Annotated in this window: 19 protein-coding genes; 9 read left to right on the forward strand and 10 right to left on the reverse strand. The window is 74.1% G+C overall.

What is annotated here, in order from left to right:
* Window positions 1-58 precede the first annotated feature (58 nt).
* The 3 genes from HOQ23_RS07105 to HOQ23_RS07115 are packed head-to-tail and all read right to left on the reverse strand — an operon-like array spanning window position 59 to window position 2988.
* Entirely contained in the window at window positions 59-802 is a 744-nt protein-coding gene (locus tag HOQ23_RS07105) for a hypothetical protein (RefSeq protein WP_172213265.1), read from the reverse strand.
* Between the two features lie 25 nt (window positions 803-827).
* Entirely contained in the window at window positions 828-1334 is a 507-nt protein-coding gene (locus HOQ23_RS07110; RefSeq protein ID WP_172213267.1) for a MarR family transcriptional regulator, read from the reverse strand.
* Entirely contained in the window at window positions 1309-2988 is a 1680-nt protein-coding gene (locus HOQ23_RS07115) for an MDR family MFS transporter (RefSeq protein ID WP_172213269.1), read from the reverse strand. Before HOQ23_RS07115 ends, HOQ23_RS07110 begins: the two co-directional genes overlap by 26 nt.
* Window positions 2989-3220: 232 nt before the next feature.
* Here HOQ23_RS07115 and HOQ23_RS07120 point away from each other — a divergent pair, with 232 nt between their 5' ends.
* Together HOQ23_RS07120 and HOQ23_RS07125 are read left to right on the forward strand one after the other, a co-directional pair.
* Window positions 3221-3652: a hypothetical protein gene (locus HOQ23_RS07120; RefSeq protein WP_172213271.1), complete on the forward strand. Its 432-nt coding sequence runs from the start codon at window positions 3221-3223 to the stop codon at window positions 3650-3652.
* Window positions 3653-3674: 22 nt separating this feature from the next.
* Window positions 3675-4610: a serine/threonine-protein kinase gene (locus HOQ23_RS07125; protein WP_172213273.1), complete on the forward strand. Its 936-nt coding sequence runs from the start codon at window positions 3675-3677 to the stop codon at window positions 4608-4610.
* Here the strand turns inward: HOQ23_RS07125 and HOQ23_RS07130 are convergent.
* From HOQ23_RS07130 to HOQ23_RS07140, 3 genes are read right to left on the reverse strand one after another with little or no spacing between them, the layout of a single operon-like run.
* On the reverse strand, window positions 4597-5274 hold the full coding sequence (locus tag HOQ23_RS07130) for a response regulator transcription factor (RefSeq protein ID WP_172213275.1): 678 nt from the start codon (window positions 5272-5274) through the stop codon (window positions 4597-4599). The genes HOQ23_RS07125 and HOQ23_RS07130 overlap by 14 nt on opposite strands.
* Window positions 5259-6728 (reverse strand): ATP-binding protein, encoded by a 1470-nt coding sequence (locus tag HOQ23_RS07135; RefSeq protein ID WP_367650415.1) that lies wholly within the window; start codon window positions 6726-6728, stop codon window positions 5259-5261. The genes HOQ23_RS07130 and HOQ23_RS07135 overlap by 16 nt, the downstream gene beginning before the upstream one ends.
* Window positions 6712-7026 (reverse strand): hypothetical protein, encoded by a 315-nt coding sequence (locus HOQ23_RS07140; RefSeq protein WP_172213277.1) that lies wholly within the window; start codon window positions 7024-7026, stop codon window positions 6712-6714. Before HOQ23_RS07140 ends, HOQ23_RS07135 begins: the two co-directional genes overlap by 17 nt.
* A gap of 202 nt (window positions 7027-7228) precedes the next feature.
* Between HOQ23_RS07140 and HOQ23_RS07145 the strand changes: the two genes are divergently transcribed.
* Complete coding sequence (locus HOQ23_RS07145; protein ID WP_172213279.1) at window positions 7229-8761, forward strand: AMP-binding protein; 1533 nt, start codon at window positions 7229-7231, stop codon at window positions 8759-8761.
* A 145-nt stretch (window positions 8762-8906) separates the two neighbouring features.
* On the opposite strand, the gene HOQ23_RS07150 is transcribed toward HOQ23_RS07145, so the two are convergent.
* On the reverse strand, window positions 8907-9215 hold the full coding sequence (locus tag HOQ23_RS07150) for an antibiotic biosynthesis monooxygenase (protein WP_172213280.1): 309 nt from the start codon (window positions 9213-9215) through the stop codon (window positions 8907-8909).
* A 51-nt stretch (window positions 9216-9266) separates the two neighbouring features.
* Here HOQ23_RS07150 and HOQ23_RS07155 point away from each other — a divergent pair, with 51 nt between their 5' ends.
* From HOQ23_RS07155 to HOQ23_RS07165, 3 genes are read left to right on the forward strand one after another with little or no spacing between them, the layout of a single operon-like run.
* On the forward strand, window positions 9267-10427 hold the full coding sequence (locus HOQ23_RS07155; RefSeq protein WP_172213282.1) for a Nif3-like dinuclear metal center hexameric protein: 1161 nt from the start codon (window positions 9267-9269) through the stop codon (window positions 10425-10427).
* Window positions 10379-11167 carry a zinc ribbon domain-containing protein gene (locus tag HOQ23_RS07160; RefSeq protein WP_367650416.1) on the forward strand — a complete coding sequence of 263 codons (789 nt, stop codon included), beginning with the start codon at window positions 10379-10381 and terminating at the stop codon, window positions 11165-11167. The genes HOQ23_RS07155 and HOQ23_RS07160 overlap by 49 nt, the downstream gene beginning before the upstream one ends.
* The gene (locus tag HOQ23_RS07165) at window positions 11164-12378 is read left to right on the forward strand and encodes a bifunctional RNase H/acid phosphatase (protein ID WP_172213284.1); all 1215 of its coding nucleotides are present in this window, start codon (window positions 11164-11166) and stop codon (window positions 12376-12378) included. The genes HOQ23_RS07160 and HOQ23_RS07165 overlap by 4 nt, the downstream gene beginning before the upstream one ends.
* Before the next feature lie 24 nt (window positions 12379-12402).
* Here HOQ23_RS07165 and yaaA read toward each other — a convergent pair whose 3' ends face one another.
* A complete protein-coding gene (gene yaaA / locus HOQ23_RS07170; protein WP_172213286.1) occupies window positions 12403-13182 on the reverse strand; it encodes a peroxide stress protein YaaA in 780 nt (259 codons plus the stop codon).
* A 17-nt stretch (window positions 13183-13199) separates the two neighbouring features.
* On the opposite strand from yaaA, the gene HOQ23_RS07175 reads away from it, so the two are divergent.
* Window positions 13200-14753, forward strand: a complete 1554-nt coding sequence (locus HOQ23_RS07175) for an RNB domain-containing ribonuclease (protein ID WP_172213288.1) — start codon at window positions 13200-13202, stop codon at window positions 14751-14753.
* Between the two features lie 4 nt (window positions 14754-14757).
* On the opposite strand, the gene HOQ23_RS07180 is transcribed toward HOQ23_RS07175, so the two are convergent.
* Window positions 14758-17307: a SpoIIE family protein phosphatase gene (locus HOQ23_RS07180; RefSeq protein WP_172213289.1), complete on the reverse strand. Its 2550-nt coding sequence runs from the start codon at window positions 17305-17307 to the stop codon at window positions 14758-14760.
* Between the two features lie 115 nt (window positions 17308-17422).
* Entirely contained in the window at window positions 17423-18001 is a 579-nt protein-coding gene (locus HOQ23_RS07185) for a TMEM165/GDT1 family protein (protein ID WP_172213290.1), read from the reverse strand.
* 368 nt (window positions 18002-18369) lie between these two features.
* Here HOQ23_RS07185 and HOQ23_RS07190 point away from each other — a divergent pair, with 368 nt between their 5' ends.
* Together HOQ23_RS07190 and HOQ23_RS07195 are read left to right on the forward strand one after the other, a co-directional pair.
* Complete coding sequence (locus HOQ23_RS07190) at window positions 18370-19266, forward strand: hypothetical protein (protein WP_172213291.1); 897 nt, start codon at window positions 18370-18372, stop codon at window positions 19264-19266.
* Window positions 19263-19625 carry a TraR/DksA family transcriptional regulator gene (locus HOQ23_RS07195; RefSeq protein ID WP_367650417.1) on the forward strand — a complete coding sequence of 121 codons (363 nt, stop codon included), beginning with the start codon at window positions 19263-19265 and terminating at the stop codon, window positions 19623-19625. Before HOQ23_RS07190 ends, HOQ23_RS07195 begins: the two co-directional genes overlap by 4 nt.
* Window positions 19626-19665: the final 40 nt, after the last annotated feature.

A 19665-nucleotide genomic window follows, 5' to 3' on the forward strand; every position in this document is an offset into this window, starting at 1 on the left:
GCGCGCCGGGGCCGGGTCCGTCTCTGGACCCGGTGCGGTCGCCTGGACGCGGTCGCGCTCAGGCGGGGAGGAGACGCGGCGGCCCGCGGCGGGCCACGTCGTGGCCGAGGAGGCGGTCCGGCGCCGGCCGCCAGACGGTGGTGGCCGGCGGGCGGGGCCGGCCGGCGGCGAGCGTGTCGCGGACGAGGGCGAGCCCGGCGCGCAGCACCAGGTGGGCGCGGGTCGCCGTCTCGATCCGGGCGATGCCGAGGTGGATGAGGCGCCACAGCGCGGTCTCGCCGACCGCGAGCCACAGCCCGAGCGCCACGGCCCCGAGGGTGTGCGCGAGGACCATCGCCGGGCCCTGCTCGGCGAGGTGCGCGAGCTGGTGGCCGACCAGGCCGGTGGCCCAGGAGAGCGGATCGGTCGCGTGCTCGCCGGGGGCGGCGCCGGACGCGGCGGCGTACTGGTCGAGCAGCGGGCCGGTACGACGGCCCGAGGAGTCGGTGACCGGTGCCAGGACGGGGCCGGCCGGTGCGGTCGCGGCTGCTGCGGTGCTCGCGCGGTCACCGGCGTGGCCGGCGAGCGCGCTCAGCGCGACGTGGGTGAGCGCTTGGCCGCCGACGACCAGCGCGACCAGCCGGCCGGTGCCGGCGCGTGAGCGCAGGAACGGTACGGCGGCCGCCGTGCTCAGCCCCAGCAGCGCCAGGAGCGCGACGAGATGGGGGAGAGCACCGTCGGCGGCGACGTGGGAGACGACCCCGGCACCGAGCGCGGCCGTGGCGAGGACCACGGCTCGCGTCCACAGCAGCGGTGTGCTCATCGGGTCTCTCTCCTCGGGTGCCCCCTCAGGCTACCGAGCCACCGGGCTCCGCGTGCCCGGACCCGGTGGCCGGGGGAGTGATGTCGGCGTCGTTGAGCCGGGTGAGCAGCTCCCGCAGCCGCTGGACCTCGCCGAGGGTCCAGCCGTCGAGCCGCCCGTGCAGCAGCTCGCGGGCCCGGGCATCGGACGCCTCGAGGGCAGCGGCGCCGGACTCGGTCACCTCGAGCAGCTGGCTGCGCCGGTCGCCCGGGTCGCACTCGCGGCGTACCAGCCCGAGCTGCTCGAGCTGGGTGACCGCCCGGCTCACCGCGCCCTTGTCGGCGTGCAGCGCGTGCACGAGGGCGCTCTGCGGAGAGCGCCCGAGGCGCCGGGACGCGGTGAGCACGGCGAAGCCGAGCGGGTTGAGGCCGGGGTGGACCGAGTCCGCGTGGTCCCGCATCCGGCGCCGCGAGGCCGCGGCCATCCGGGTGAACTGGACCTCGATGTCCTCGACGGCCTCGGCGCGCTCAGCCGCGGTGGTCGCGTCCGTCACCGGGGTGCTCCGGTCCGTTCTGGCCGGCGGCCGCCTCGGCGGTCGTGGCCACGGCCACGGCGTCCTCCTCGGCGGTGAACTTCTCGTGGCGGGTCAGGGTGCCGAGCGCGAGGTTCGGCAGCAGGGCCACGGCGAGGACGGTCAGCAGACCCATCGGAGCGGCCACCACGAAGATGTCGGCGACCGAGGCGCCGTACACCGACTCCACGATGGCCCGCACCGGCTCGGGCAGGCTGCTCACCGCGGGGATGGAGCCGCTCTGCAGGGCCGCGGCGACCTCCTTGCCCTGGGACCCGAGCGAGCCGATGGCCGCCTGGAGGTCCCCGGCGCGCTCGGCCATGTGGGAGGTGACCTTGTTGCCGAGCACCGCGCCGAGGACGGCGACGCCGATGGTGCCGCCGACGGTGCGGAAGAAGTTCACGCCCGAGCTCGCGACGCCGAGGTCGCGCGGGGGCACGGCGTTCTGCACGACGAGCACGAGGTTCTGCATCACCAGGCCGACACCGGAGCCGAGGACGAACATGTAGACCGAGACCAGCACGAAGTTGGTGTCGTACTCGATCGTGCCCATCAGGCCCATGCCGATCGTCAGCAGGATCGAGCCGCCGAGCACGTAGGGCTTCCACACGCCGGTCTTGGTGATCTGGCGACCGGCGATGGAGGAGACCAGGAAGAGGCCCAGCATCATCGGCAGCGTCATCAGGCCGGACTCGGTGGCCGAGGCGCCGCGGGCCAGCTGCATGTACTGCGAGAGGAAGACGGTGGTGCCGAACATCGCGACGCCGACCGAGAGGCTGCCGATGACCGCCCAGGTGAAGGTGCGGTTGCGGAACAGCGTCAGCGGGATGAGCGGCTCGCTGGAGCGCAGCTCGACGGCGATGAACGCGGCGATCCCGACGACGGTGCCACCGACCATCCAGGCGGTGGTGGAGCTGGCCCAGTCGAAGGAGCTGCCCACCAGGGAGATCCAGATCAGCAGCGTGGAGACCGACGCCGACAGCAACACGATGCCGGCGTAGTCGATGCTCACCTTACGCTTCGGCAAGGGGTGCAGGTGCAGGGTCTTCTGGATCATCACCAGCGCGACGACGGCCACCGGGACCGCGACGTAGAAGTTGTAGCGCCAGTTGGAGAGGTCGGTGATCGCACCGCCGATGAGCGGTCCGCCGACGGTGGCCAGCGCCATGACGCCGCCGAACAGGCCCATGTACTTGCCGCGCTCGCGCGGGGAGATGATGTCCGCCATCGCGATCTGCGTCAGCGCGCCGAGACCACCGGCGCCGATGCCCTGGATGGCGCGGCAGCCGATCAGCCACTCGCTGTTCTGCGCGAAGCCGGCGGCGGCGCTGGCGAGGATGAAGATCACCAGGGCCAGCTGGAGCAGCAGCTTGCGGTCGAACAGGTCGGCCAGCTTGCCCCAGATCGGGGTGGAGACGGCGGTGGTCAGCAGGGTCGCGGTGACGACCCAGGTGTAGGCCGTCTGGCCGCCCCCGAGGTCGGCGAGGATCACCGGCAGCGAGGTGCTGACGACGGTCGTGGCCAGCATGGAGACGAACATGCCGAGCAGCAGCCCCACCAGAGGCTTCAACGGACTTCCCGAGGGTCCGGTGAGGGATGCGGCCGGGGAACCGGCCGCGACGGTGGGTGTGCTCATGCAGTGCTCCATAAGGTTGTCGACGACAATTGTTGTGCTTAGCAACGATAAACCCCCGTGCCCCGCCGGGTGGCATCCGCCGGACGTGAGAGTGCTCTCATCGTGGGCTCATCGCCGGCTCACCGCGGCCGATCAGAGTGGTCGGTGCCAGCACGGATCCGCCGCCACTCGGGGGCGGACCATCCCCATCCCCCCTGCGTGCCGGGCTCGCACCCGGCGGAGAGGAACCATCATGAGGAAGCTCGTGAGCATGGCCACCCTGGGCGTCGCCGGAGGCGTCGCGGCCGGTCTCGTCGCGTTCCAGACCCCGAGCGTCGCCGCCGACGAGGGCGCCTACCAGCGTAAGGACGACCAGCCCGACGTGGTAATGGCGGTCGACGACGAGGACGACGACGACACCTTCGGCCGTGACGCCGACACCTTCACCCGTGACGGCAAGACCAAGGCCACCCGCGACACCCGTAGCCGCGACACCGGCGACAGCCGCTCGCGCGCGGACAACACCAACAGCCGGGTGACCGCCGTGAGCCGGGACCGCGACCGCAGCCGCGGCGACCTCACCAAGGACTGGACCCGTGACGGCGGGGACAAGACCCGGGACCGCACCAAGAACTCCACCAACGACCGTTCGCGCAACGACACCCGCGGCGTCCGCCGCCGCTGAGCACGAGCAGGAGGAGAGCCAGATGAGCGTCACCACCGCCCCGGCCCGGCCCGCAGTGGCCGCCGCCAGCCCGGCCGTGGAGCCCGCCCGAGACGGGTGGGAGCTGCACGAGGGCGACCTGATCACGCCCGATCTCAGCGTCGTGCGCCTGCTCGGCGGTGGGTCGGCCTACGAGGCCTACCTCGCCTTCGACGAGGTCACCTACGGCCCGGTCGTGGTCAAGGTGCTGCGCCCGGGCCAGGTCGAGGACCCGGTCAGCCTGCGGGGGCTGCGCCGGGAGGTGGAGGCGCTCGGCACCGTCAACCACCCGGTGGTGGTGCGGGGCCTGCGCCACCAGCTGGACGGCCCACGGCCGCACGTCGTCCTCGAACAGGTCGACGGGCCGCGGCTGTCCACGCTGGTGCGCAGGTACGGCCCGCTCCCGGAGCAGCAGTACCTGCCGCTGGCGATCGAGGTCGCCGGCGCCCTGCACTACCTGCGCCGCCTCGGGTGGACCCACCTCGACATCAAGCCCGCCAACGTGATCATGGGGGCACCGGCCCGGTTGATCGACCTCTCCGTGGCTCGGCCGATCGAGGCGGCCGCCTCGCTGCGCAGCGTGATCGGCACCGACGCCTACCTCGCTCCCGAGCAGGCCGACCCCGAGGGCCCGGTGTCGCCCGGGCCGGCGAGCGACGTGTGGGGGCTGGCGGCGACGGTGTTCGAGGCCGTCGCCGGCTACCGGCCCTTCGAGTCCGGGGACACGGAGGCACGCGACGTACGCGAGCGGTGGCCGCAGCTGGTGCAGGCTCCGCGGGCGCTGCCCGAGGGGGTGCCCGGGGAGGTCGTCGAGGTGCTGGCGGCGGGCCTGGAGAAGGACCCCGCGCGCCGACCGCTGCCGGCGGAGTTCGCCGAGGCGCTCGAGCCCGCCCTGGCGCGTCAGCCGCGGGCGCGCTTCGCGGGGTTCAAGGTGCGCTGAGGAACCGGTAGCCCATGCCCCGGACCGTCTGGATGCGCGCCGCGCCGAACTTGCGGCGCAGGTAGCCGACGTAGACGTCGACCACGTTGGAGCCGGGGTCGAAGTCGAGGCCCCAGACATGGTCCAGCAGCTGCTCGCGCGAGAGCACCTGACCGGGGTTGAGCATGAAGATCTCGGCGAGGGCGAACTCGCGCGCCGACAGGTCGACCTCGTGGCCGGCGACGCTGGCGCGGCGGGTACGCAGGTCCAGGCGGACGCCGCCGGCCTCCACCGCGTCGCGGGCGCCGGCCTCGCCGCCGGGCTGGGCGTGGCGCAGGCGCAGCCGCACCCGGGCGACCAGCTCGGCGAAGCGGAACGGCTTGGGCATGTAGTCGTCGGCGCCGCCCTCCAGCGCCGACACGGTGTCGGTCACCGAGTCGCGTGCGGTGAGCACGATCACCGGGATCCGGGAGCCCTGCGCCCGCAGCTGCTCGAGCACCTCGAAGCCGTCCATCCCGGGCAGCCCGATGTCCAGCACCATCAGGTCGAAGTCCCCGCTCAGGGCGCGATCCAGCCCGCCCGGCCCGTCGGCGACGACGGTGGCCTGATGGCCCTCGGCGCGCAGGCCCTTGGCGACGAACGACGCGATCCGCGCCTCGTCCTCGACGATCAGGATGCGGGCCACGCGGGGACCTCCGGGTGCTCGGTGCGGGCGGGGACGGTCAGCACCACCATGGTCCCCTCCGTCCAGGTGGGGTCCAGCGCCACGGTGCCACCGTGGGCGTGGGCGATGGCACGGACGATGGACAGGCCCAGGCCGAAGCCCTCGTCGTCGGCCGGGACGGCGCTGCGGCCGAAGCGCTCGAAGATCCGCTCGCGGTCGGCCTCGGGGACGCCGGGACCGGTGTCGCGCACCCACCAGCGCAGCCGCGAGCCGTCCCGCGCCGAGCCCAGTGCGATGGTGTCGCCGGGCCCGGTGTGCTTGATGGCGTTGTCGCACAGCGCGAGCATCGCCTGGGTCAGTCGCTGCGCGTCTGCGTACGCCGTGCCCTCCGCGCGGGAGTCGAGGACCCAGCGGCGCTCGCCGAGCCCGCGGACCTTGGCCGCGACGTCGTCGGTGAGGGCGGCGAGGTCCACGGGCGCGAGCCGGACGAAGTCCGGACGGTCGCTCTTGGCGAGCAGGATCAGGTCGCCGACCAGTCGCGACATCCGGTCCACCTCGTCGAGCAGGAGCTCCTTGGTCTCGGCCACGTCGCTCGGGCTGCCGGTGTCGAGGACCTCGAGGTGGCCGCGGAGCACGGTCAGCGGCGTCTTGAGCTCGTGCCCCGCGTCGTCGAGGAACTCGCGCTGGCCCGCGAACGCCGCGTCCAGACGGGCCAGCATGTTGTTGACGGTGCGGGTCAGGGCGGTGATGTCGTCGTTGCCGGACTCGGGGATGCGGCGCGACAGGTCGGTCGCGCCGATCTCGTCGGCGGTCTCGCGCAGCGTGCGCAGCGGCGCCAGCAGGCGACCGGACTGCCAGAACGCGAACGCCGTGATGAGCAGCATCGACAACAACGACACGATCGCGTAGGTGCGCATGGTGTCGATCAGCTCGGCGCGGTCCTCGGCGAGCTTGACCGCCACGAGCAGCGCGCCGTGCTGGCGTCCGCGCACCAGCGGCTGGCTGGCGATCAGGACCTCGCCCTCGGAGGTGTCCAACCGGGTGCTGCCGCCGTCCCTGACCAGCGGGCGCGCGGCGTCCTGGAAGGCTGGGTCCTGGGCGAGCGGGTCGGCGGGGGAGCGCACCACCGGGCGGTCCCCGACCCAGCCGACCAGGAGCTCGTCGTCGTCGGGGACGTTGCGCTCCATGAAGAGCACCAGCACGTCCTTCACCGACGCGAACGGCTCGCCGGTCTGCGGGTCGACGCCCTCGCGGCTGAGCAGGTCGAACTCGTCGAGCTCCTGCTCGACCTCCTCGGTCGTCTGGGCCTCGATGCGCTGACTCTCGACCAGGTAGACGATCATGCCGGCGCCGCCGAGGGTCAGGCCGACGAGCAGGGCGACGGTGGCGGTGATGCGCGCGCGCACCGACACCCCGGACCTGCGCAGCCGGGCCCGGGGGCGGCCGGCCGGGGGGTGCTCAGTCGTCGTCCCCACCCCGGTCGTCGTCGCCGTCGTCGTTCTTGTCGTCGTCGTCCAGGTCGTCGAGGGTCCCGGGCTGCGGCACGACGACGTCGATGTCGTCGTCCGGGTCGTCCCGGTCGTCCGCGTCCGGCTCGGGGGAGCGGGTGATCGTGGTGCCCGGCACCGGCTCGGGCGCGGGCTCTGTGGGCAGGACGATGGCCGGACGCGGCGCGGGGTCCGGCACGGAGGACACCGCCAGTGCACCCGCGACGTACCCGCCGAGCGGCAGGACGAGACCGAGCCCGACGACGACCTGCCCCAGCCTGCTCATGATGAGGACGATCCTGCCCCACGATGGGCCCGGGGTGAGAGCACGATGAGAGGACTCTCATCCACGCGCTGCCGCTCGTCGAGGCCGACCGGCCGCTCGCCGCAGCGGATCGGCGCCGGCCGCGGGGCGGGTACCGCGTCACTACAGTGTCGTGCGTCACCTCCCAGATCCACCCCAGACCAGGTCGAGCCGAGGAGTGCCCGTGATCGTCCCGTTCAGTGTGTCCGACTTCATCGAGCGTGCGGTCGGGGTGTACGCCGACCGGGTGGGGGTCGTCGACGAGCCCACCCAGCCCGCCCCCAGCCAGGGCGAGCTCACCTACGCCGAGATCGGCGAGCTCGCCCGCCGCCAGGCCGCGCGGCTCGACGAGCTCGGCATCGGGGTCGGGGAGCGGGTCGCCGTCGTCAGCCACAACAGCTCGCGGCTGCTCACCTCGTTCTTCGGGGTCGCGGGGTTCGGCCGGGTGCTGGTGCCGGTGAACTTCCGGCTGCGGCCCGAGGAGGTCCAGTACATCGTCGAGCAGTCCGGCGCCCGGGTGCTCTACGTCGACCCGGAGGTCGACGAGGCGCTGGCGTCGGTCACCTGCGAGCACCGCTTCGTGCTCGGCGACGACGAGACCCTGTACGCCGCGCCGGGCGCGGAGCCGGTCGCGTGGGAGCCGGACGAGAACGCCACCGCCTGCATCAACTACACCTCCGGCACGACCGCGCGGCCCAAGGGCGTGCAGATCACCCACCGCAACATCTGGGTCAACGCCACCACGTTCGCGATGCACGCCGGGGTCGGCGACCGCGACGTGTACCTGCACACCCTGCCCATGTTCCACGCGAACGGCTGGGGGATGCCGTTCGCAGCGACCGGCCTCGGCGTCAAGCAGGTGGTGATCCGCAAGATCGACGGCGCCGAGATCCTGCGGCGCGTCGAGGAGCACGGAGTGACCTTCATGTGCGCGGCGCCGGCGGTCGTCGCCGCGGTGCTCGAAGCCGCCCAGACCTGGGACGGGCCGATCCCCGGACGCGACCGGGTGCGGATCATCGTCGCCGGCGCCCCGCCGCCGACGCGGACGGTCGCGCGGGTCGAGGAGGAGCTGGGCTGGGAGTTCATCCAGATCTACGGCCTCACCGAGACCTCCCCGCTGCTCACCATCAACCGCTCGCGCCAGGAGTGGGACCACCTCAGCCCCGACGAGCGGGCCGCCAAGCTGGTGCGCGCGGGTGCTCCGGCCCTCGGCGTACGACTGGCGCTGGGGCCCGACCACGAGGTGCTGGCCCGCTCGAACGTCGTGCTGGAGGGCTACTGGGAGAAGCCGGAGGAGACCGCGGCCGCGCTCGCGGACGGCTGGTTCCACACCGGCGACGGCGGCACGATCGACGCGGAGGGCTACCTCACGATCAAGGACCGCAAGAAGGACGTGATCATCACCGGCGGCGAGAACGTCTCCTCGATCGAGGTGGAGGACGTGCTCTTCTCCCACCCCGCGGTCGCGGAGGTCGCGGTGATCGGGGTGCCCGACGAGAAGTGGGGCGAGACGATCATGGCGCTCGTCGTCCTCGCGCGCGGCGAGGAGGTCACCGAGGCCGAGCTGATCTCCTGGTGCAAGGAGCGCGCCGCGGGCTACAAGGCCCCGACCGCCGTGGAGTTCCGCACCGACCTCGCCCGCACCGCCACCGGCAAGCTGCAGAAGTTCAAGCTGCGCGCGCCGTACTGGGAGGGCCGCGACCGCCAGGTCAACTGACACCCCGCCGAGTCGGCGTCAATGGCGCGCCGAGTCGGCGCTTGTGGCGCAGTTCTCCCCAGGAGTCCCACCACAAGCGCCGACTCGCGCAACCACAAGCGCCGACTCGCGCAACCACAAGCGCCGACTCGGGCAGAGGCAGGGGTCAGGCGGAGGGCTTGACGTCGAGGACGACCTCGAACTCCAAGAGGTTGGCGCCGGAGGCGACGGGCTTGCCGTGCTGGCCGGCGTGGGCGGTGCGGGCGTCGCCGTCGCGCCAGGCCGCGAAGGACTCCTCGTCGGCCCAGCGGGTGACGACGAAGTAGCGGTCCTCGCCGGCGGTCGGGCGCAGCAGCTCGAAGCCCTCGAATCCGGGGGAGCCCTCGACGGTGTGGGCGCGCTCCGCGAAGCGGCGCTCGAGCTCCTCGGCGGCCTGCGGCGGGACCGAGATGGCGTTGATCTTCACGACTGACATGTCCTCGAGCGTAGTCCTCGGGCGCCACGGGGCCCGGCTAGCCTGAGCGCCATGCCCTCCTCCGAGACGACCCTCCGTGACCTCGTCGACCTGCTCCACGGGTGGTACCCGCCCGCCACGGCCGAGTCGTGGGACGCCGTCGGGCTGGTCCTCGGGGACCCGGACGCGAAGGTGTCGAAGGTGATGTTCGCCGTCGACCCCACCGAGGCCGTCGCTCGCGAGGCCGTGGAGTGGGGCGCGGACCTGCTGGTCGTCCACCACCCGATGTTCCTCAAGGCCGTGCACGGCGTACCGGCCACGACCCCGAAGGGCCGCGCCCTCGCGACGCTGGCCATGGCGTCCTGCGCGCTGCTCACCGCCCACACGAACGCCGACCAGGCTGAGGGCGGCGTCTCGGAGTCCCTCGCACTCGCGCTCGGTCTCAGCGACCTGCGCCCGATCCTGAGCGCACCCGCGGCGGCGCTGGACAAGCTCACCGTCTTCGTCCCGGTCGACGCCGCCCAGGTGGTCCGCGCCGCGCTGGCCGAGGCAGGGGCCGGGCGGATCGGTGACTACGACCACGCGTCCTTCTCCACCCCGGGCGAGGGCCGGTTCCGCCCGCTGGCCGGTGCCCAGCCGAGCATCGGCCAGGTGGGGGTGCCCGAGGTGGTCGCGGAGGAGCGCGTGGAGGTCGTGGTGGAGCGCCACCTGCGTGCCCGGGTCGTCCACGCGATGCTGCGGGCGCACCCCTACGAGGAGCCGGCGTACGACGTGGTCGAGCTGGCGGACCCGCAGATCGCCGTCACCGGCACCGGCCGCATCGGCACCGTGCCGCGCACCACGTTGGGGGAGTTCGCCGAGACGGTGGCCGCGGCCCTGCCGGCGACCGCCCACGGCGTGCGGGTCGCGGGCGACCCCGACCGGCCGGTACGACGCGTCGCGCTGTGCGGCGGGTCCGGCGACTTCCTGCTCGACACGGTGCTCGGCACCGACGCCGACGTCTACGTCACGAGTGACCTGCGGCACCACCCGGCCTCGGAGTTCGTGGAGAAGGGCGGGCCCGCCCTGGTGGACGTGGCGCACTGGGCGGCGGAGTGGACCTGGCTGCCGACCGTGGAGGCGCGCGTGAAGGCGGCGCGGGGCGATACGGTGGAGACCCGCGTCAGCACGACGTGCACCGATCCGTGGACCTTCCGTCCGAATCACCCCGAAGCACCAGGAGCCCCGCGCTGAAAGCCGACCCGTACGCCCAGCTGAAGCTTCTCGATGTCCAGGCGCTCGACACCCGCGCCGACCAGCTGCGGCACCAGCGTGCCCGCCTGCCCGAGATCGCCCGCCTCGCCGAGCTGTCCGCCAAGCGCGCCGACGTGGCCAACCTCGTCCGTGACGCACGCATCGACGTCGACGACCTGACCCTGGAGCAGTCCAAGGTCGAGGCCGACGTCGAGCAGGTCAAGGTCCGCCGCGACCGTGACCGCGACCGCGTCGAGCAGGGCCTGATCACCAACCCGCGCGACCTCGAGCGGATGAACCACGAGCTGCAGTCCCTCGAGCGCCGGATCGCGAGCCTGGAGGACCAGGAGCTCGAGGTCATGGAGCGCCTCGAGACCGCGCAGGCCCGTCTCGACGAGCTCACCGGGATGCTCACCGAGACCGAGGCGGAGATCGCCGAGCTCGAGACCGCGCGCGAGGAGAAGCAGAGCGACATCGACGCCAAGCTCGTCGACGTCGAGGCCCAGCGCGGTCCGTCGGTCGAGGGCATGCCCAGCGACCTGCTCGCGCTGTACGACAAGCTGCGCGCCGCGAAGAACGGCATCGGCGCGGCCGAGCTGCGCCAGCGCCGCTGCAACGGCTGCCAGCTCGGCATCGACGCCGCCGAGCTCGCCTCGATCAAGGCGACTCCGGCCGACACGGTCGTGCGCTGCGAGGAGTGCTCGCGGATCCTGGTGCGCACCGCCGAGTCCGGGCTGTGAGCGCGCGCCGCGTCGTCATCGAGGCCGACGGCGGCTCGCGGGGCAACCCCGGCCCCTCGGCGTACGGCGCGGTGCTCCGCGACGCCGACACCGGCGAGGTGATCGCCGAGGACGGCACCACCCTCGGGGTGGCGACCAACAACGTCGCGGAGTACTCCGGGCTGATCGCCGGGCTGCGGCTGGCCGCCGAGCACGCGCCGGACGCCGAGATCGAGGTCCGGATGGACTCCAAGCTCGTCGTCGAGCAGATGTCGGGGCGCTGGAAGATCAAGCACCCCGACATGGTGCCGCTGGCCGCGGAGGCCACCGCCCTGGCGCCCTTCGGCACGACCTACACCTGGGTCCCGCGCGCCGAGAACGCCTACGCCGACCGGCTCGCCAACGAGGCCCTCGACGGGCGTCGCCACGGCGTGACGGTGCACCTCGACACCCGCGACGAGGAGTCGCTGCTCGAGGAGATCCAGAGCCCGGCGTCGGCCGCGGAGGGCGAGCGCCCGGCCACCATCCAGGCCCAGGCCCGCGGCTGGTCCGCCGGGACCGGCGAGCCCACCACGCTGGTGCTGGTGCGCCACGGCGTCACCGCCCACACCCTGGAGAAGCGCTTCTCCGGCGGCCTGGCCAGCGCCAACCCCGGACTGAGCGAGGAGGGCCGGGCGCAGGTGCGCGCCACCGCCGAGTGGATCGCGCCGATCGCCGAGCAGGTCGACCTCGTCGTCGCCTCGCCGGTACGTCGTACCCGTGAGTCCGCGCAGATCGTCGCCGAGGTCCTCGGGGTCGGGCTGGCCGAGGAGCCGGGCTTCGCGGAGATGGAGTTCGGCCACTGGGACGGACTCACCTTCGCCGAGGTGGCCGAGCGCCACCGCGACGAGCTCGACGCCTGGTTGGGCTCGCTCGACAACGCGCCGCGCGGCGGGGAGTCGTTCCGGGTCGTGCAGAAGCGGGTGCTCGCCGGCCTGGAGCGCGTGCTGGACGAGCACGCCGGCCGGACGGTCGTCGTGGTCAGCCACGTGACCCCGATCAAGACCCTCGTCGCGCACGCGCTCGGCGCGCCGCTCGACGCGGTCTTCCGCATGGAGCTCACGCCGGCGTCGGTCACGGTGGTCTCGTTCCACCCGCCGGGTCCGGGCGAGAGCGAGCCCCGCGCGTCGATGCGGCTCTACAACGCGCAGCCGCCGGCGCACGACGCCTTCCTCGACGCCGCCCGCTGGTAGGCCGCCCGCGGGTGGCCCGCCTCCTCAGAGGTCGCTGACCACGACGTCGAGCTGGGTGCCCTTCGCCGTGGGGGCGCCCACCTCGACGTGCCAGGACAGCTCGCGCAGCGCCTCGGCCAGCGCGTCCGGGGTGCGAGGGTCGGCGCCGGACTCCATCAGCGCCCGCACGATGCGGCCCTTGGTGGCCTTGTTGAAGTGGCTGACCACCTTGCGGCGCCCGCCCGACTCGTGGAGGACGCGCACGGTCGCCACCCGGGGCGCGAGGTCGACCGGCGGGCGCCAGAACGCGGCGTACGCGCTCGAGCGCAGGTCGACCAGGAGCCCGGTGCCCAGCGCCTCGGTCACGGCCGGACCGAGGTGCTCGCGCCACACCGCCGCCACCGGGCCCACGCCGGGCAGGGTGGTCCCGCCCGAGAGCCGGTACGCCGGGATCCGGTCGGAGGGCCGGACCAGGCCGAAGAGGGCCGAGGCGATCGCGACCCGGCTGCCCAGCCGGCGCTTGGCGGCGGGGGAGAGCGTCGCGACGTCCAGGGCGTCGTACAGCACCCCGGTGTAGACGGCGTCCGCGCGCGCCGTCGGCGCCTCCGCCAGGGTCGCGTTGGCGCCCACGAGGGCGAGCTGGGTGGACCCGATGCCGAGCACCTCGGCGGCCTTCTCCGGGTCGCCGGTGCACAGCTGCACCAGCGCCTCCAGCATCCGGGCGCGCGGCTCGGCGAGGACCGGGAGGGACAGGGAGGCGAGGTCGAGCGGCGTGCCGCGCCGGGGCGCGGCCTTGCCCTCGCTGGGGGGCAGCAGGATCAGCACGTGGTTATGGTGCCGTCATGCCGTCGAGTCGCGTCGTCCGGGTCCGCAGCGTCCACGAGGGAGTGGCGGCTGCGTCACTTCGCAGCGGGATCGAGGGGATCCGCGCCGAGCTGGGGGTGACCCCGGAGTTCCCGGGGGACGTCGAGGCCACGGCCCGGGAGAGCGCCGCGGCGCCGGTGCTGCCCGAGCTGGACCGCACCGACCTGCCGATGCTCACCATCGACCCGCCGGGGGCGCGCGACCTCGACCAGGCCCTGCACATCGCACGCGACGGCGACGGCTACGTCGTGCACTACGCGATCGCGGACGTCGCGGCGTTCGTGCGCCCCGGGGACCCCGTCGACCTCGAGGCGCGCCGCCGCGGCGAGACGCTCTACGGCGCCGACGCCGCCGTCCCGCTGCATCCCCGGGTCCTCTCCGAGGACGCCGCGTCGCTGCTGCCGGACCGGGTCCGACCGGCCCTGCTGTGGCGCATCGAGGTGGACGCCGAGGGGGAGGGGACGGCCGTCCTGGTCGAGCGGGCGCTGGTGCGCTCGCGTGCCCAGCTGAGCTACGCCGAGGCGCAGGAGCAGATCGACGCCGGCACTGCGCCCGAGTCGCTGCGCCTGCTCGCTGAGCTCGGCCCGCTGCGCCTGGCCCGCGAGGCGGCCCGCGGCGGGGTCTCGCTGCCGCTGCCGGACCAGGAGATCACCGTCGACGGCGAGCACTGGCGCCTCACCTTCCGCCGCCGGCTGCCGGTCGAGGAGTGGAACGCCCAGCTCTCGCTGCTCACCGGGTACGCCGCCGCGACGCTCATGCTGCATGCGCAGGTCGGCCTGCTGCGCACCCTGCCGCCCGCGGACCCCCGCGACGTCCAGCGCCTGCACCGCACCGCCCACGCCCTGGGCATCCACTGGCCGGCGGAGCTGCTCTACCCCGACTTCATCCGCACCCTCGACCCCGCGCGCCCGCACCACGCCGCGATGGTGGTGGCCTGCACCCGGCTGCTGCGCGGCAGCGGCTACACCGCGTTCGACGGCGAGCTGCCCGAACAGGCGCAGCACGCGGCGCTCGCCTCGGAGTACGCCCACGTGACCGCACCGCTGCGCCGCCTGGGCGACCGGTTCGCCGGGGAGGTCTGCGTGGCGGTGTGCGCGGGCCGTCCGGTGCCGGAGTGGGTGCGCGAGGCACTGCCCAGCCTGCCGGGCCTGATGCGCGACTCCGCGCGGGTGGCCGGCGCGCACGAGCGCGCGGTGCTCGAGCTGGCCGAGGCGGGGATCCTGCACGAGCGGGTGGGTGAGGAGTTCGCCGCCGTCGTGGTGGACGTGGACGACGACAATCCCCGCCGCGGCGAGATCACCATCGAGGACCCCGCGGTGGAGGCGACGCTGCGGGCCGACGAGGACCTGTCACTGGGCGCGGAGGTGCGGGTCCGGCTGGTGTCGGCCTCGGTCGAGGAGCGCCGCATCGAGCTCGCGCTGGTCCCGGGCACGGCGACGGGCGGTGCCCGGGTCGGGAGCGCGCAGCAGGGCGGCCAGCCCGCCTCCACCGGCTCCGCTTCCCACGGCGAGGAGCACCCGCCGCGCGGGTAGCCGCTCAGCGCAGCCGGATCACCAGCAGCGCGACGTCGTCCTCGCGGCGCTCGGGCCGCATCCGGGCGAGCAGCTCGTCGCAGCCGGTCTCGAGGTCCATGCCGGTGAGGTCGGTCAGGGTGTCGGCGAGCCGGTCGATGCTCTCGTCGATGCTCTCGTCGCGCTCCTCGACCAGGCCGTCGGTGTAGAACAGCACCACGTCGCCGCTGCCCAGCACGGTCTCGGCCTCGGCGCGCTCGACGTCGGGGGCGAAGCCGAGCAGCAGGTTGGGCTCCTCGGGGGCGAGCACGCTGACGGTGCCGTCGGTGCGGATCAGCACCGGCGGGGGATGCCCGGCGCTGCTCCAGCGCAGGCGCGCGGTGCCGGCCGCCCGCTCCTCGTCGGTCTGCTCGATGCGGGCCACGATCGCGGTGGCGGTGGTGCCGAGGTCGAGGGTCTCCATCGCCTGGTCCACGCCGCACAGCACCTCGGCGGGCCCGGCGCCGGTGTGCACGGCGATGCCGCGCAGCAGGCTGCGCAGCTGGCCCATCGCGGCGGCGGCCGCGATGTCGTGGCCGACCACGTCGCCGATCACGGCCACCGTGTCGCCGTCGCGCTGGACGAACGCGTCGTACCAGTCGCCGCCGACCTGGGCGGCCTGCCCGGCCGGCTCGTAGCGCACCGCGATCTCGAGGTGCTCGGGCTCCGGGGGGGCGGTCAGCAGGCTGCGTTGCAGGCCCTCCGCGAGCGCGCGCTGCTCGCCGTAGAGCCGGGCGTTGTCGATCGCCAGCCCGGCCCGGGCGGCGATCTCGTGCATGGTGCGCCGGTCGTCCTCGCTGAAGCCCGCGCGGTCGCGCCCGCGGAACGCGGAGACCAGGCCGACGGTGCGCCCGCGGCCGCGCAGCGGGACCACCAGTCCCGACTCCGGGTCGAGGGTCCGCAGCAGGGCGCGGGCCTCGCCGCCGACCAGCACCCGGCTGATCGCCAGCGCGGCGTCGTTCTCGATGAGGACGGGGCGACCGCCCTCGAGGGCTTGGGCGACGAAGGAGTCGTCGGTGAGCGAGGGGATGCGCAGGGAGGCGTACCGGTCGACCACCGGGCGCAGGTCGGGGTCGGCGTGCCACCAGCCGACGTCCTCCAGGCGCTGGCGCCAGGAGGCGGGGCCGTCCTTGACAAGGGTCACCAGGCACCAGTCGGCCAGCTCGGGCACCAGCAGCCGCGCGAGCCGGGCGACCGCGTTCTCGGCGTCGAGGGTGCCGGTCAGGGTGTCGCTGACCCCGGCCAGCAGCTCGCTGCGGCGGACGGCCTCGTCGAGCAGGGCGTCGGACTGGCGACGCGAGGTCACGTCGTTGAAGTAGACCGCCAGGCCGTCGGAGTGCGGCCAGGCCCGCACCTCGTACCACGCGTCCAGGGGCGGCGGGTAGTAGGCGTCGAACATGGTCGGCTGGCCCGACTCCATCGCGCCGCGGTAGTGGGTCTCGAAGTCGCTGCCCACCGCTGCAGGGAACAGCTCCCAGATGACGCTGCCGTTCAGCTGCTCGCGGCTGTGGCGCAGCACCCGCTCCGCCTCGGCGTTGGCGTAGGAGAAGCGCCAGTCGGGCCCGAGCTGGAAGAACGCGGTCGGCATCGTCTCCAGCACGCGCGCCAGGCGCGTCTCGCCCGCGTGCGCCTCGGTCGAGTCGAAGGCGGCGCCCAGGACCCGCGAGACGGTGCCGTCCGGGCCGGCGAGGGCGCGTCCGCGGACGGTCACCCAGCGGACCAGCTCGTCGGGGTCCGCGGGGTCGACGGGCAGGAGCACCCGGTAGTCGGCCGCATGGTTCCCGCCGGTCCGGACGGCCTCGGTCAGGGCGTCGTGCAGCCGGTCGCGGTCGGCGGGGTGGGCGAGCGCCTCGAAGGCCTCGATGGTGTGGTCGAACTCCGTACGGCTGGTGCCGAGCAGCTCCAGCAGCTGCTCGTCGGCGTCGAGCACCCCGGTGCGCAGGTCCCAGTCGAAGGTGCCGATGCCGGCGGCCGCCACGGCGAGCTGCCCGGTGACCCGGGCGGCCTCGTGGGCGGCGTTCAGGCCGGTCGGCTCGAGCTCGGCGACCAGCGGCGTGACGAGGTGCTCCAGGAGATCGCGGTCGTGCTCGGACCAGGAGCGCGGCGCGGTGTCGAGCACGCCCAGCACGCCGAGGATCCGGCCGCTCTCGCGCGCCACCGGCACGGCGAGGTAGGCCCCGACGCCACCATCGCGCACGCAGGCCAGCGCGGCGCTGCGCGCGTCGGCCCGCGTGTCGGGGAGCACCAGCGGCCCGGCGTCGGGATCCTCCCCTGCGTGGGCCAGGGCGAGCCGGCCGAGCGGGGCGGCCTCGGGGCCGCCGAGCTGCTCGTGCCCGGGCTCCCGGCCGTGCTCGGCCGCGTGCCCCAGCACGGCGGGCAGGTGGGCCAGGTCATCCGCCAGGACCAGGTGGGCCTGGGGTGCGCCGGTCAGGCGCGCCGCGAGGACGACGAGGCGGTCGATCCCCGTCAGCGAGGTCTCGCCGGGTCGCCGCGACGGCGCGCGGAGGTTCCCGGTCTCCTCGGTGGTCAAGTGCATGCCTCTCGTCGCCGGCGTCATCGTCGCTGCCGGAGGCACCCGGCGCCTTCTCTCACCCTTTCACATGACTGCCCCCGACCGGTGTCGAACGGGCCGGTGACCGGCGCGGGGCTGGTCACAGCGAGATGGCGCCCTCGACGAGCAGCAGCACGCCGAAGATCGCGAAGAGTGCCGCGGCGCCGTACTTGATGACCTTCTCGGGAAGCTTGCGCCCGAGCAGGGCGCCGACGATGATCGCGAGCGCGTCCGCGGCGACCATGCCCACGGTGGAGCCGATCCAGGTGCCGAGCCAGCCGTGCTGGGTGGCGAGGGTGATGGTGGCGAGCATCGTCTTGTCGCCGAGCTCGGCGAGGAAGAACGCGAGGCCGACGGCGAGGATCGCCGCGCCCGAGGCACTGCGGGCCTTCTTGGCCTCCTCCTCGGTGAGCTCGTCGCCGCGCAGGGTCCAGGCGGCGAAGCCGAGGAACGCCACGCCGGCCACGATCCCGATCCAGCTCTGGTAGTCGGCGAACGCGTCACCGATCGCATAGCCGATGCCGACGGAGGCGAGGTGGACGACCGCGGTGGCGACCGTGATGCCGATGAGCACGTCGCGGACGCGGTACCGCGCGGCGAAGGTCATTGCCATGAGCTGGCTCTTGTCGCCGAGCTCGGCGATGAAGATGACGGCGGTGGAGATCAGGAAGGCGGACATCGGTTCCTCTCGGCGCGGGCCGAGGACGCTCCCAGCTGCGGGGACGGCTCTCGACCAGACGCCCGTGACGGGTCTGTGAACTGGTCGAAAGTCTCGTCCGCCACCGAGGTGGCCTGCCGCACCGGACCCGGAGGTCAGCATGTCGACGCGGCTGTTGGGGACTACTCCCTTTCGCCACGGACGCTAGCACGCACGGCGGCGCCGACGGGGCCGGCCCGGCAGGCCGCGGTGTGGTCTTGGCCACGCGCCGGCACCCCGCGTCGCGGCCGTCCTCGCCGGGATTCCGCGGCGGCGGTGTCTGCTCGGTCCCCAGTCGGTGATCCGGGCCATGGCAGGCCGTGCCCGGGGTCGGTACCGTCGAGGGCGATATGGCTGACGAGAACCACGACCGACTCGACATCGACTGGGTGCGGACCACGGCCGGCGCTCTCGCGGCGGTCTCCACGGCCGTCCTCCTCTCGACCCTCGGCGCTGCGGGGACCCTGATCGGGGCGGCGCTGGGCAGCGTGGCCGCGACCGTGACCACGGCGCTGTACAGCCAGGGCCTGGCGCGTTCGCGGCAGAAGGTGACGGCGGTGCACCATCAGGCGCTGCAGAAGGTGGGCGTCGCGCAGGCCGACGTACGGCGGGCGGCCCAGGACCCCCGGGCGGGTGCCGAGCTCGACGAGGCGGGGGAGCGGCTGGAGCAGGCGCGCGCCGAGCTCGACGAGCTCGGCGGTGCCGGCGACCCCGATGCCGACGTGTTGCCGCAGGGCGACCCGCGACCCCTGCGCGAGCGCCTGCGGGCGCTGCCGTGGCGCCGGATCGGCGTGTACGCCGCCGGCACGTTCGCGGCCGCGGTGCTCGCGCTCAGCGTGGTGGAGGCCGTGGTGGGCAACCCCGTCTCGTCCTACACCGGCGGCTCCGAGAAGGGCGGCGGCACCTCGATCAGCCGGCTGACCGGATCGGACCGGGACACCGGGGACCGCGACGGCGGCTCCGAGCGCGACGGCTCGGGCGACCGCGACGGCTCCGACCGGGACGGCGACACCCGCCCCGACGACGGCGCCCCCCAGCCGGACCAGGACCAGGACGGCGCGACCCCGACCGAGGGGGGCTCCGAGGCGCCGGACGAGGACCTCGGGACGCCGTCCCCGAGCGCCCCGGCCACGCCCAGCGAGACCCCGCCGACCAGCAGTCCCACGCCGACGCCGGAGCTGTCCGAGGCGCCGACGCCCGGCCTCCGGGCGCCGTCGGGCTCGCCGACGGCGGGTGCGTCGGAGTGACCGGCGCCGACGCTCCCGAGGAACCCCGCGACGCCCACGCGCGCCTGGTCGCCGAGCGGGGCGCCGTGGTGGCCCGCCTCGCCGGGCTGCGCGGGGACCGGGAGCGGTTCGTGGAGGCCTCGCGCGACTCCAACGCCGACGACGAGCACGACCCCGAGGGGCACACGATCGCCTACGAGCGCTCGCAGGTCGACACCCATGTGCGGCTCGCCGAGCAGCGGCTGGCCGAGATCGACGCGGCCCTGGAGCGGCTTGCGGCGGGCGGCTACGGCGTGTGCACCCGCTGCGGCCGTCCGATCCCGCCAGAGCGCCTCGCGGTGCGTCCGGCGGCGAGCACCTGCGTGAGCTGCGCGGTCTGACCCCGGCGGAGGGGCACGGCGGGCCGAGCCCCGGCCGTGC

Source organism: Nocardioides sp. zg-DK7169, from assembly GCF_013155365.1.
GTDB lineage: Bacteria > Actinomycetota > Actinomycetes > Propionibacteriales > Nocardioidaceae > Nocardioides.